Annotated in this window: 10 protein-coding genes; 3 read left to right on the top strand and 7 right to left on the bottom strand. The window is 67.7% G+C overall.

The window, feature by feature from the left end; all coding sequences use genetic code 11:
- Positions 1-52 precede the first annotated feature (52 nt).
- From VZL07_RS06820 to aroF, 7 genes are all read right to left on the bottom strand, one after another.
- Positions 53-4,435, bottom strand: a complete 4,383-nt coding sequence (locus VZL07_RS06820) for a CARDB domain-containing protein (protein ID WP_426754536.1) — start codon at positions 4,433-4,435, stop codon at positions 53-55.
- Between the two features lie 277 nt (positions 4,436-4,712).
- Positions 4,713-5,504, bottom strand: coding sequence for a tryptophan synthase subunit alpha (trpA, locus tag VZL07_RS06815; protein WP_426754535.1), 792 nt, complete (start codon positions 5,502-5,504; stop codon positions 4,713-4,715).
- On the bottom strand, positions 5,501-6,706 hold the full coding sequence (gene trpB / locus VZL07_RS06810; RefSeq protein ID WP_426754534.1) for a tryptophan synthase subunit beta: 1,206 nt from the start codon (positions 6,704-6,706) through the stop codon (positions 5,501-5,503). Before trpB ends, trpA begins: the two co-directional genes overlap by 4 nt.
- Before the next feature lie 5 nt (positions 6,707-6,711).
- The gene (locus VZL07_RS06805) at positions 6,712-7,350 is read right to left on the bottom strand and encodes a phosphoribosylanthranilate isomerase (protein ID WP_426754533.1); all 639 of its coding nucleotides are present in this window, start codon (positions 7,348-7,350) and stop codon (positions 6,712-6,714) included.
- Complete coding sequence (locus VZL07_RS06800) at positions 7,347-8,105, bottom strand: indole-3-glycerol phosphate synthase TrpC (protein WP_426757248.1); 759 nt, start codon at positions 8,103-8,105, stop codon at positions 7,347-7,349. The genes VZL07_RS06805 and VZL07_RS06800 overlap by 4 nt, the downstream gene beginning before the upstream one ends.
- A gap of 199 nt (positions 8,106-8,304) precedes the next feature.
- Positions 8,305-9,321 (bottom strand): anthranilate phosphoribosyltransferase, encoded by a 1,017-nt coding sequence (gene trpD, locus VZL07_RS06795; RefSeq protein WP_426754532.1) that lies wholly within the window; start codon positions 9,319-9,321, stop codon positions 8,305-8,307.
- 3 nt (positions 9,322-9,324) lie between these two features.
- Positions 9,325-10,350: a 3-deoxy-7-phosphoheptulonate synthase gene (aroF, locus tag VZL07_RS06790; RefSeq protein ID WP_426754531.1), complete on the bottom strand. Its 1,026-nt coding sequence runs from the start codon at positions 10,348-10,350 to the stop codon at positions 9,325-9,327.
- 205 nt (positions 10,351-10,555) lie between these two features.
- On the opposite strand from aroF, the gene VZL07_RS06785 reads away from it, so the two are divergent.
- Genes VZL07_RS06785 through VZL07_RS06775 form a run of 3 tightly spaced genes read left to right on the top strand, consistent with a single transcriptional unit; the run spans position 10,556 to position 13,466 of the window.
- A complete protein-coding gene (locus VZL07_RS06785) occupies positions 10,556-11,806 on the top strand; it encodes an NAD(P)/FAD-dependent oxidoreductase (RefSeq protein WP_426754530.1) in 1,251 nt (416 codons plus the stop codon).
- Entirely contained in the window at positions 11,803-12,456 is a 654-nt protein-coding gene (locus tag VZL07_RS06780) for an Isoquinoline 1-oxidoreductase subunit (RefSeq protein WP_426754529.1), read from the top strand. Before VZL07_RS06785 ends, VZL07_RS06780 begins: the two co-directional genes overlap by 4 nt.
- Before the next feature lie 32 nt (positions 12,457-12,488).
- A complete protein-coding gene (locus VZL07_RS06775) occupies positions 12,489-13,466 on the top strand; it encodes a sigma-70 family RNA polymerase sigma factor (protein WP_426754528.1) in 978 nt (325 codons plus the stop codon).
- Positions 13,467-13,469: the final 3 nt, after the last annotated feature.

Below are 13,469 nucleotides of genomic sequence, written 5' to 3'. Positions count from 1 at the left end.
GGACGTCCCGGCCGGGCGTCGAACCTCCCGGCCGGGCACCGCTGTCAGGTAATTATGGCGTCACCATGATGAGCCGGTCCGCAAGGACGTTGTTGTCCTCGCGCAGCTCCTCCATGGCTTCTCCCGGGTCAGCGATGGCTCCCAGGTAGAAGAACCCCGTGGGGCCCGAGTCCGGAGGCGTGGTCGCGCTCACAGAACCGCTGCGTGTGAGGCATTGCCCCGCTGCCAGACTGTAGAACGGAACGGTTCCAATGAGTACTTGGCTCTCGGAGGGACTTTCTGGCCCGTATTGATGCGGGAAGTCATGTTCGTCATTGCTCGACAGATAGAGCGCCACATCGAAGCTTCCAGACGAGGTGGTGCCATGGTTGCACGCCATCACCGTGGCGGTGAATGCACTGCCCGTTCTTGCGGAGCTGGGACTGGAGATGGACGTGACGACCACGTCTGGTCGGCTACCCACGCCCATGAGATCTCCGACGAAGGTGTTGTTGTCCTCTCTCAGTTCGGCCTCGTCCTGGTAGACGTCAATGGCAGCACCCAGATAGAGTGGCTGGTTGGGTAGGGCCTCGTATGGCGGTGCTGCCTGAACATAAACGAGAGCCGTTTTGCATTCGCCGGGCTCTAGCGGCTCGATGCCGCGGTTGCCAACGTAGCTTTGGGAGTCAGGGAAGGGGCTTCCTGTCCCACCCCAGGTGGGCATGGCGAGTTGGGACGTGGTGGAGAGGTACATGTCCAGCCTCGTGTCGTTTGAAGGCATCGTTCCCTGATTGCACACGGTGACGTTGGCCTGGAAATTGGCGTTGGCATGGATGCTTGTGGGGCCGGTGATTGCGGTGATGACCAGGTCGGCCCTGCTTCCAACGCCGACAAGTCCGCCAACATAGGTGTTGTTGTCTGTGCGCAGTTCCGCGTTCTGTTGATGAACGTCCACGATAGCTCCCAGATAGAGTGCGCTGCCTTCCGGCGCGGCAGGAGGTGGATTCGCGTAGGCCGGAACGTCCAGCGTCAGGCAGTCATCTGCCTCTAGTGCCGGGAGTGTTGCGATGTTAATGAGGGCTTGGTTTGCGGGCAGCGAACCGTGAGTGCTGTACTCAGGAGGGATGACGAGGCGAGGCTCCGTGGAGAAATGGAGTTCCACCTGGGTGTTGTTTGCTGAGGCCTGCGTGCCCTGATTGCAGACGGAGACCGTGGCGATGAAGTCGCTATTAGGCCACACGCTGGCGGGACCGGTGACGGAAGTAATGACGAGATCGGGACCCAGGCCGATGCCAATGCGCCCGCTCACGAAGGAGTTGTTGTCCTCGCGTAGTTCCTCTTCGTGTTGCACCCCATCGACGATGGCACCCACAAAGAGTGGTTGGTCGGGCAACGCCGCCGAGGGCAGAGTGGAAGTTCCGATGACAGTACCTTCGAAGCATCTTCCAACGTTCAGTGAGGGGACGCTCATGCCCCCCGCATGCGATTGCGTGGCGGGGAGTGACTGCTCCTGTCCACTCAGCCGAGGCATCGCGAGCTCGGGCGTTGATGAGACGTAGACGTCGACGAACGAGGAACTCGAGGGTTGCGTCCCCTGATTGCACACCGTGAGCGTGGTGGAGAAAGAGGCATTGGCCGCCACGTTGGCGGGCGCCTGTATGCCGGTAACGACGAGATCCGGTCTGTTGCCCACGCCTATGAGGCCGCTGATGAACGTGTTGTTGTCCTCTCGCAGTTCTTCATTGGTGCTCATCGGGTCGACGATCGCGCCTAGGTAGAGCGGTGAGTGCGGCGTGGCACCGAACGGCGGCATCGCGATGGCCGTAATGCTGGTGGTGACACAACTACCTGCATTCAGGAACGGAACGCTTGTGCCTCCGACAGGGATTTGGGTGTCTGGGAATGGCGAGCCGGTGCCATACCAATCCGGCATCGCAAGGTGCGGACGCGTGGAGAGATTCAGATCAATGAGCACGAGGCCCGCGGTTTCGGTGCCCTGATTGCAGACTCTGACCGTGGCGGTGAAGGTTTCATTCGGCGCCACACTGGGAGGTCCTGTCAGCGTGCTGATGACGAGGTCGGAGGCGTCCCCCACTCCGATGTGGTTGCCTACGAAGGCGTTGTTGTCCCGGCGCAGTTCCCAGATGTTGCTATTCGGGTCGACGATGGCTCCCAGGTAGAAGGCGGTGCTCGTTGCGTCGACAGAGACGGCCGCGGAACTGGGCGCTTTACCAGTGAAGCACTGACCGGCGTGCAGGGCGGGGATGTCCAGTTCACCGGCAAGTGCTTGATCGGGTGGAGGTGGAGCGTTCGGGGCATTCGGCCATGGCGTGAGCAGGCGGGGGGCCATGGAGAGGAACACCTGTGCCTGGCTAGGGGAGGACATGTCGGTGCCCTGATTGCATACCGTGACTTCCGCGGTGAATGCGCCATTTCTCCTCGTGCTGGCAGGACCGGCGACGTCGGTGACGACGAGGTCGGGGCCGACGTCTACTCCAATACGGCCGCTCACAAGGGTATTGTTATCCCTTCGGAACTCCTGGAGGGATGCCCACGGATCGATGGTGCCGCCGAGGTAGTAGACGAAGTCCCCGATGCTCCACGGCAGGTTCAACGCCTGCGCATTCGTGGAAAGTGCCCTGCATTCTCCTGTACCCAGTTGAGGTACGTCGATCATCCCAATGGAAGCCTGTAGGGCCTGGTCTACGAATGGCCCGTCTGACACGGGCACGTTCAAGAACGCGTGCGTCGACAGGGTGAGTTCCAGCGAAGTGGGGGCCGAGACCGTCGTGCCCTGGTTACAGACATTGGCTGTAACGCTGAACATGTTGTTGCTGTTGACGTTGGTAGGCGCCTGCAGTGATGTGATGACAAGGTCTGGTTTATCGCCAGTCCCTAGGAGCCCACTCACGAAGAGGTTGTTGTCCTCGCGCAACTCTTCATGGCTCCCCTCGGTATGAATGATTGCGCCGAGGTGGAGGATGTCGAGCGTCAAAGGCGCGTCCTGGGGCGGCAGGGCGTATATTTCGACATCTTGCGTGACGCATTGACCAACCTCCAGCGAGGGAATGCCTACCCCGCCAACGGTCGATTGCGCGCTCGAGTCGTATGGATATGGATCGCGCATGTCCAGTGCTGGTGACATGGAGAGAATGAGTTCAAGGAACGCGTAGTCGCCACTCGGTCTTGTGCCTTCATTGCAGATGGTGACCGCGACCTGCGCGTATGTCCAACCCTGCAGGTAGTTTGGAGCGCTAAGCTCGGTGACGGTGAGGTCGGGGCGCTCTCCAATGCCAAGGAGTCCGCTGATGAAGATGTTGTTGTCTTCACGCAGTTCCGGGATGTGTTGATACGGATCAACCAGTGCGGCCAGGTGGAAGACGCTGTTGTATGGGGAACCCACCGGCTGTGCTGCATAGGCCGTCGTGTCTCGGGTGACGCAGTGGCCAGGGCTCAGCGGAGGGATGTTCACCGTCCCCACGAATTCCTGGTTGGCAGGCAGCGGGCTTGGCCAAGCGGGCATGGAAAAGCTGCCGTCCGTCGACACATGCAGTTCGACATGAGTGGCCGCCGCAGGCTGCGTGCCTTGGTTACAGACCGTCACGGCGGATGCGAATTGCGCTGAGATCGATACGTTTCGGGGCGCGACCAACGAGGTGACGACGAGGTCCGGTCCTTCTCCCTCGCCCATGGGACCGCTGACGAAGGCGTTGTTGTCTTCGCGTAGTTCCACGGAGGCCTGTTGGGCGTCTGCGATGGCGCCCAGGTAGAGCGGTTGGTTTGGGACCGTGTCAGCCGGAACCGTCGCGATGGATTCTACGTGGCGAAGGGTGCAGTGGCCGGGGTTGAGGCCGGGCACTTCGATGGAGTCAAGGAGAACCTGGCTTGTGGACGGAGGAGTCCCAGGTGCAGTTGGAGAGACGCTATCGTCCACAGATAGATAGATGTCTACGATGCCCGGTGAAGACACCTGGGTGCCCTGGTTGCATACCTTGACGGAGTGGTCGAAGACGTCGCCACTTCGTATGTTGTCAGGGCCACGAATTTCGGTGATGACGACGTCGGGCAGGTGGCCAACTCCCATCGGCTGTAAACCCATGTTGTTGTCCTCCTGCAGTTCGATGAGTGCCTCCTGCGCATCGACGATGGCGCCCAGATAGTAGAGGCCGTCAAGAGGAACACTGGGCGCCGTCGCGGTGGCAGTGAATCCTCGCGTCGCGCATTGGCCGGCTTCCAGCGTTGGGATGTCGAGCGCGCCAAGCTGTATCTGGTCCGTAGGCGGAGGTTGGCTGGGGTCGGGCCAGGACAGCGTGTCATCAGCTGACAGGTACAAGTCCAGAAGGATGGTGCCGAAGGCACCTTGTGTAGAGGCGGTGCCTTCGTTGCAGACCCTCACGGTGGTGGTGAAGGATTCACCGAACCGAATGCTGACGGGGCCGCGCAGCTCTCGAATCACGAGGTCGGGGCCGAACCCATTGCTCTGGGACTGACTCCTGGGGTGTTCGTTGACCGTGGGTGCGGTGTTACCCCCACAGCCCAGTCCTAGCAGCAGCCCCGCAGTCAGCAGGGCCGTACTGCACCATGATGGCGTTCGCCGTTGTTGCATACGCTCTCCGGAAGAATGGCCTTACGGACATGCCCGCTCGATGCGGGCGTCCGCAGAGTTCCGGAGTGCTTATACGGGGTGAGGCGAAATCCCTGAATATTGCGCTACGGGAATTCCCACGCGGCGCTTAGCGCCGCAGCCCGCGCTTGATGTCGGCGCAGAGTATCTTCGCTGCGGTGGGACTCTCCGTGTGTGCCGCACGCACCAACGCGCTGCCCACCACGACGCCATCCGCATGCGCAGAGAGCGTGCGCGCCTGTTCCGCCGTGGAGATGCCAAAGCCTGCCACCACGGGCACGGGGGCGGCCTTGCGCACCAAGTCCAACCGCTGCGAAAGGTCTGGCGGCAGCTCCGCGCGCATGCCCGTCACGCCCGACACGGACACGCAATAGACGAAGCCGCGTCCTTCCTTCGCGATGGCCTGCGCACGCGCCGGAGGCGTTGTGGGCGCACACAGCGGAATCAGGTCGATGCCCTCGGCGTCGAAGGTGGCGCGCAGCCCCGCGCTCTCCTCGGGCGGCAGGTCGGGGAGGATGGTCCCGGACACGCCTCGCTCGCGGGCGAGCTTCGCGAAGCGCGCCTCGCCCATGGCCATGATGACGTTGACGTAGGTCATGATGACCAGCGGCGTCTGGGGGCAGCGCTGGCGCACCGCGGGCACCACCTCGTCCAGCACGCGCTTGAGCGTGGAGCCGGCCTTGAGCGCCCGCTCCGCCGCGCCCTGGATGACGGGACCGTCCGCGATGGGGTCGCTGAAGGCCACACCCAGCTCCAGGATGTCCGCGCCGCCTTCCACCAGCGCGGCGAACACGTCCACCGAACGGGGCAGGTCCGGGTCTCCCGCCATGGCGTAGGCCACCAGCACGCCTTCGCCCCGCGCCTTCGCCTGGGCGAACGCCCGCGCAATCTCGCCGCTCACGCCTTCACCCCCACCGGCGGAGGCACGCCCCGCGCGGAAATCGTCGCCACGTCCTTGTCTCCGCGGCCCGAGCAGTTGATGACCAGGTGCTTGCCCGCGCCCAATTCGCGCGCCAGCTCCCGGCCGCGCGCGAAGGCATGGGATGTCTCCAGCGCGGGGAGGATGCCCTCCAGGCGCGCCACCTCGTAGAAGGCCGCCAGCGCCTCGTCGTCGGTGGCGGTGCGCACCTCCATGCGCCCCGTCTTCGCCAGGTGCGCCAGCTCCGGCCCCACGCCCGGGTAGTCCAGGCCCGCGGAGATGCTGTGCGCCTCCTGAATCTGGCCGTCCTCGTCCTGGAGCACCAGCGAGCGCGAGCCGTGCAGCACGCCCTCCGTCCCCAGCGTGAGCGAAGCGCCGTGCTGCTTCGAGTCCAGCCCGTGACCTCCGGCCTCCACGCCCACCAGCCGCACGCTCGCGTCACCGATGAACGGGTGCAGCACGCCAATGGCATTCGAGCCGCCGCCCACGCACGCGATGATGGCATCCGGCAGGCCTCCGAAGGCCGCCTGGGCCTGCGTGCGCAGCTCGCGGCCGATGACGGACTGGAAGTCACGGACCACCGTCGGGTAGGGGTGCGGACCCGCCGCGCTGCCGATGACGTAGTGCGTGTCCGCCACCTGCGACACCCAGGTGCGCATGGCCTCGTTCATCGCGTCCTTCAGCGTGCGTGAGCCGGACTCCACCGGCCGCACCACCGCGCCCAGGGCGCGCATGCGGAAGACGTTGAGCGCCTGCCGCTCCACGTCCAGAGCGCCCATGTACACCTCGCAGGGCAGGCCGAAGAGGGCACACGCGGTGGCCGTCGCGACGCCGTGCTGGCCCGCGCCCGTCTCCGCGATGACGCGCTGCTTGCCCATGCGCTTCGCGAGGAGCACCTGCCCCACGGTGTTGTTGATTTTGTGCGCGCCGGTGTGCGCCAGGTCCTCGCGCTTGAGCCACACATTCGCGCCGCCCCAGGCCTCCGTGAGGCGCCGCGCGGGCGTCAGCGTGGTGGGGCGGCCCACGAACTCGCGCAGCACGCGGGTGACTTCCTCGCCAAACGCCGGGTCCGCGCTCGCGGCGGCATAGGCCTCTTCCAGCTCCAGCAGCGCCGGCACCAGCGTCTCCGGCACGTAGCGCCCGCCGTAGCGCCCGAAGCGGCCGGCGGCAGTCTCCGTACTCATGACAGTCACTCCCAGAGGTTGATGGACTTCGCGGCGCGCACGAAGGCGCGCACGGCGTCCACGTCCTTGATGCCGGGGGCGGACTCCACCCCGCTGGCCACATCCACGCCGTACGGCCGTGTCGCACGCACCGCCTCGGCCACGTTGGAGGGCTTCAAACCGCCGGCCACCAGCACGGGCACGCCGCTTCCGGCGAGCCCCGCAACCAGCGACCAGTCGAAGCCCACGCCTCCACCGCCGTACCCGGGAGCCGCGCCGTCCAGCAGCAGCCCCGCCACATCCCCCACGCCCACATACGTCCGGGCCCGGGCCACGTCTTCCGGCCCGGTGACACGAAGCGCCTTGATGACCGGCACGCCGTACCCCGAGCACGCTTCCGGGGGCTCGTCCCCATGGAGCTGCACGGCCGTGAGGCCACAGGCGCGCACGTGCTCCCGGATGTCCTCCGGCGAGGCGTTGACGAACACCCCCAGCACCGCCCCCAGCGGAGGCCGCGTGCGCGACAGGGCCGCCGCCGTGGAGAGGTCCAGGTAGCGAGGGGACTTCGGGTAGAAGTTGAGGCCCAGCGCATCCACGCCCGCCTCCCACGCGGCCACCGCGTCGGACAGGCGCGTGACGCCGCACACCTTCACGCGAACGCTCATGGGGCCGCGTCCTTCGCTCCGAGCAGCCGTCGCAGCGCGTGCCCGGGGTCAGACTCGCGCAGCAGGGACTCGCCCACCAGGACGGCGTCGGCGCCCGCCTCCTGCGCCGCCACCAGGTCCGCGAGGGACTTGAGGCCGCTCTCCGCCACCAGCACCCGGGCCCGGGAGCGGAGCCTGGGAATGACTCGCAGCGCCGTGCCCGTGTCCGTCTTCAGCGTGGCGAGGTTGCGGTTGTTGATGCCCACCAGCTTCGCACCCGCGCCCAGCGCCCGCTCCGCGTGCGCCTCCGTGTGCGCCTCCACCAGCGCGGCCACGCCCACTGCTTTCGCCGTGGCGACCATCTCCCGCAGCTCACCATCCTCCAGCGCGTCGGCGATGAGCAGCACCGCGTCCGCTCCCCACTGCGCGCTCTCCTCCACCTCCCGTGCCGCCACCAGGAAGTCCTTGCGCAGCACGGGCAGCGACACCGCCGCCCGCACGGCCACGAGGTCCTCCAGGCTCCCGCCGAAGTCCGGCCCGTCCGTCAGCACGCTGATGGCGCTGGCGCCCGCGGCCTCGTAGGCCCGGGCCACCGCCACCACGTCGGCATGAGGGAACGCGCCACCAGACGGGCTCTTGCGCTTCACTTCGGCGATGACGCTCAGGGGCCGTCCTGAACGGTGCGTCACCAGCGCCTGCGCGAAGTCACGGGGCGCGGGCCGCGTCCGAGGCGCCATGGGAGGGCGTGCGGCCAGTTCCTGGCGTTTGCGCGCCATGATGCGGTCCAGCGTTCCTGGCGCCGCGCCGCCGTTCGATGTCGTGCTCACGAAACGACTCCCTCGGTGGGGGATTCCCACCCGTGCGGCTCCGCCGCGCTGTCCCACGCTGCCGCCCTGATGCCGTGGCGGCAGCACCTGGCGCTGCGCGCTGGCACGTCGAGCGGTGCCGCCGCCGCGCAATCATGCGACGCCGTCCTCATGACAAGGTCCCATCAATGAGGGCCGACAGCTTGCCTCGCGCCGCGCCGGAGTCGATGGCGTGCTCCGCCTTGCGCACGCCGTCGGGCAGGTCCGTGGCCAACCCCACGACGACCAGCGCCGCCGCCGCGTTGAGCAGCACCGCCGTGCGCAGCCCGGAGCGCTCGCCGTCCAGCAGCGCGCGCAGCCGCTGCGCGTTCTCCTCCGCGTCGCCACCCGCGATGGCCTCGCGAGGCACCACCTCCAGTCCGGCGTCCGCGGGAGACACCGTGAAGGTGTGGACGGTGCCGTCCTCGCGCAGCTCCGCGACCTCGGTGGCGCCGCACGGGGAGATTTCGTCCAGCCCGTCGTGGCCGTGCACCACCCACGCGCGGCGGCTGCCGAGCCGGCCCAGCACGCGCGCCGTCTGCTCCACGCGCCTGCCGTCGAAGGTCCCCAGGAGCTGGTAGCGCGCCCCGGCGGGGTTCGTCAGCGGCCCCAGCAGGTTGAACACGCTGTGGAACCCCATGTCCCGCCGCGCCTGCGCCACGTGCCGCAGGGCCCCGTGGTGCGAGGGCGCGAAGAGGAAGCCCACGCCGTGTTCGTCGATGTCCCGCGCCACGCGCTCGTGCGGACGCTCCATGGAGACGCCCAGCGCCGCCAGCACGTCCGCGCTGCCACAGCGACTGGAGACCGCGCGGTTGCCATGCTTGGCCACCGTCACCCCAGCCCCGGCGGCCACGAAGGCCACCGCGGTGGAGATGTTGAAGGTGTGCGCGCCATCTCCGCCCGTGCCGCAGGTGTCCAGCACCACCTCCGCGCGGGGGAACAGCTTCGCCGCGCAGGCCCGCATGGCCTCCGCCGCGCCGAGGATTTCATCCTCCGTCTCACCCTTCATCTTCAGCGCCGTCGCCAGCGCGCCCACCTGGGCAGGCGAAGCCTCTCCCGCGAGCATCAGACCCATGACGTGGGTCATCTCCTCACGGGTGAGGTCGCGCCGGCCCACCACCTTGCCCAGCGCTTCCTTGAGTGTCATGGCCTATCCCAGCCTGACCACTTCGCGACCCATTGCCTGGGCAATGGCGCGGACCTCGTTCATGGCCTTCTCGAACTCGGAGAAGTCCAGCGACTGGGCGCCGTCCGACTTCGCGCGCGGCGGGTCGGGGTGCACCTCGACGATGATGCCGTCCGCGCCCACCGCCGTCGCCGCGCGCATCATCGCCGGCACCGCCTTGCGCACGCCGATGCCGTGCGACGGGTCCACGAAGACGGGCAGGTGCGAGAGCGCCTTCAGCATGGGCACCGCGTTCAGGTCCAGCGTGTTGCGCGTCATCGTCTCGAAGGTGCGGATGCCGCGCTCGCAGAGGATGACCTGGGTGTTGCCGCGGGCGACGATGTACTCGGCCGCCATCAGCAGCTCCTTGAGGGTGGCGCTCATGCCCCGCTTGAGCAGCACGGGCTTGCGCAGCTCGCCCACGGCCTCCAGCAGGCTGAAGTTCTGCATGTTGCGCGCGCCAATCTGGAGGATGTCCGTGGCGTCCGCCACGGCCTGGAGCGTCGCGGTGTCCTTCACCTCGGTGGTGACGAGCAGGCCCGTCTCCTGGCGCGCCTCGGCCAGCAGCGCGAGGCCGTCACCCTTGAGGCCCTGGAACTCATAGGGGCTGGTGCGCGGCTTGAACGCGCCACCGCGCAGCATGGTGGCGCCCGCCTTCTTCACCGCGTGGGCCGTGGAGAGAATCTGCTCGCGCGACTCGACGGAGCAGGGGCCGGCAATCACGTGGAAGGCCGCGCCGCCAATCGTCAGGTCACCCACGCGCAGCTGCGTGTCGTCCGGCTTCACCTCGCGGCTGACGAGCTTGAACGGCTGCGAGATGGCCACGGCGTCGGCGACGCCAGGGAGCACGCGGAAAGGCTCGGGCTCGACCGCGCCCGGGTTCCCGGTGATGCCAACGGCCGTGCGAGTGCCCCCTGGAATCGCGTGCGGTTGCCAGCCACGACGGCGGATCTCGTCGTTCACACGCTCGATGTCCTGGGCCGTCGCGTCCGGTCGCATCACGATCAACATGGGGGTACCTGCTTTCTCTTTCTCCGAGGGAAGTCGTGGGCCGGGAACATTCCGGCGCCGGGTTGCGCGCGTCTGACGGGCAACCGTGGTTGGTTCTGCATCAAGTGTCGGTTGCCCGCAACCGCATCCAAGTCTCCCTTGCGACTCCCACGCTTATCAAGCGAGCGTGGGCGCTTTTCTTGAGTGGAATGTGGGAGGCGCGTGCGTGGCGAATCCGGAGGTCATCGTCGTCGGTGCGGGACTCGCGGGGCTGGCGTGCGCGCGGGCGCTCGTCGCGTCACGGGTGAAGGTGCTGCTGCTAGAGGGAAGCGATGCACCGGGGGGCAGGGTTCGCACGGATGTCCATGAGGGCTTCCTGCTAGACAGAGGCTTCCAGGTGTACCTGTCCGCATATCCGGAAGGACAACGCATCCTGGACCTGGGGGCGCTGTCGCTGCGCCGGTTCATCCCCGGTGCCAGGGTGTGGCGGGGTGGCAAGCTGCACACGGTGGCGGACCCGTTGCGCAGGCCGGTGGATGCGCTGGCACACCTGTTCGCCCCGGTGGGCAGTTTCGGGGACAAGCTGCGTGTCCTGGAGCTGCGCCAGCTGGCCATCTCCGGCGAGGTGGAGGACGTGTGGCAGCGCCCCTCGCGTACGTCTCGGCGCTACCTGCAGGAGCTGGGCTTCACGGAGGCCATGCGCGAGTCGTTCCTGCGGCCCTTCTTCGCGGGCATCTTCCTGGAGCGGGAGCTGTCCACGTCCAGCCGCTTCCTGGAGTTCGTCTTCCGCATGTTCTCCACCGGGTACGCGGCGGTGCCGGAGTCGGGGATGGGCGCCATTCCAGCGCAGCTGTCGGCGAAGCTTCCGCCGGGCATGTTGCGGATGTGCGCGCCCGTGGCCGACGTGTGGGGCCACCGCGTGCGTCTGGCGGATGGGGAGATGATTGGCGCGAAGGCCGTGGTCGTGGCCACGGACCCGGCGAGCGCGGTGGGGCTGCTCCCAGGCATGGTGCCGCCGGTGATGAACCGGGTGACGTGCCTCTACTTCGCCGCGCCCGAGCCGCCCGTGGAGGGCCCCTGGCTGCTGCTCAACGGCGAGGGGCGGGGCCGGGTGAACAACGTGGCGGTGATGAGCGAGGTGGCTCCGTCGTATGCGCCGCGGGGACAGGCGCTCGTGTCCGTGTCCGTCGTCGGCGCCACGCCGGACCTGGACACGCTGCAAGCGGAGGTGCGCGCGGAGCTGACGGGCTGGTTCGGCTCGGCCGTGTCCGCGTGGCGGCACCTGCGGACCTATGCGCTTCCGCTCGCGCTGCCCGCGCAGCCTCCTGAGGTGCTGGAGCCACCCCGCCGGCCGGTGCGGCTGTCGCCAGGGCTTTTCGTTTGTGGAGACCACCGCGACAATGCCTCCATCGACGGTGCGCTGACCTCGGGACGGCGCGCCGCGGAGGCCGTCCTGAGAGAGCTGGAGCGCGAATGAGACACCCTGGGCTCGTCATCCTGGTGGGCGCTGTCGTTGCGGGACTGGGCTGCAAGTCCACCAAGAGCGCTCCGGAGGTCTCGGAGTCGCAGGCGGCGCAGGACGCGGGCACGTCGCTCCGGCCCGTGTCCGCGTTCGATTCCATCGTGGACACGCAGCAGCGCTCGGTCGCGCTCTTCGTCGAAGCGGGGCGTGTGATAACGCACCCACGGTGCGTCAACTGCCATCCCGCCGATGGCGTGCCCCGGCAGGGCATGGACCAGCGCCCGCACGTCCCCGCGGTGTCGGGCGGGCCATCGGGGCATGGAACGCCAGCGCTGCCATGCACCGCGTGTCACCAGGCGCGGAACACCCCGCTGGTGGGCACGTCGCTGCGGAGCGTCCCGGGAAACCCGAAGTGGGCGCTGGCGCCCGCGGAGATGGCCTGGGTCGGCGTGCCGCTGGGAGCGATCTGCGAGCAGCTCAAGGACCCCGCGCGCAATGGAGGCAAGTCCCTGGAGGCGCTGCATCACCACATGGCGGAGGACGTCCTGGTGGGCTGGGGCTGGGACCCCGGCCCTGGCCTGGAGCCCGTGCCAGGGACGCAGCGTGCGTTGGGTGAGCTCATCCGCGCGTGGATTGACACGGGCGCGGCCTGCCCGAGTCCCTGACACGACCTGGCGGGGCTGATAGACATCCCGCGATGAAGGACCTTCCGGATTCGAGGAATCGGGTGTTCGGCTTCGAGGAGCATCGCACGGCGCTCGTCGGCCATTGCTACCGCATGCTGGGGTCCATCTCGGAGGCGGACGACGCGGTCCAGGAGACGATGGTCCGCGCCTGGCGCGCGATGGACCGGTTCGAGGGGCGCTCGTCGGTACGGACCTGGCTGTACACCATCGCCACCCGCGTTTGCATGGACGCCTTGTCGGCGAGCGGGCGCCGCGCGCGGCCCATGGAGCTGGGCCCCGCGTACTCCATCGACGGGCCGCTGACGCCGCTGCCCGCGAACAGCTGGATTGAGCCCATTCCGGACGCGCTGGCCGTGCCGTCGGACGTGGACCCTTCCGAGCAGGTGTCGCTGCGACAGAGCATCCGGCTCGCGTTCCTCGCGGCGCTCCAGCACCTGCCGCCGAAGCAGCGCGCGGTGCTCCTGCTGGCCGAGGTCCTGGGCTGGCCGGCCACCGAAGTCGCCGAGACGCTGGAGACGTCGGTGGCCTCGGTCAACAGCGCGCTTCAGCGTGCCCGGGCGACCTTGTCGGACCTGGGGCTGGATGACTCCGACTTCCAGGCACCCCAGTCCGACGCCCAGGCGGCGTTGCTGGACCGTTACGTGGACGCGTTCGAGCGCTACGACATGGACGCCTTCACCGCGCTGCTCCACGAGGAGGTCACCCTGTCCATGCCTCCCTACACGCTGTGGCTCCAGGGGCACGAATCCATTCGTGGCTGGTTCCTGGGGAGAGGGGCGGTCTGCAGGGGCTCCCGGCTGGTGCGGACCGAGGCCTGTGGCTCACCCGCCTATGGCCAGTACCACGCGAGCAGTGACGACGGGCCCTTCACGCCGTGGTCGCTCATCGTCCTGGAGTTGTCCGGTGGACGCATCGCGGCAATGACCCACTTCCTCGACACGAAGGTGTTGTTCCCGCGCTTCGGCCTTCCCCTGGAGCTCCCCCGGTAGGCG

It is taken from the genome of Pseudomyxococcus flavus (assembly GCF_050038885.1).
GTDB lineage: Bacteria > Myxococcota > Myxococcia > Myxococcales > Myxococcaceae > Myxococcus > Myxococcus flavus.
The sequence above is the reverse complement of the archived record's forward strand: the minus strand, read 5'-3'. Positions and strand labels throughout refer to the sequence as shown.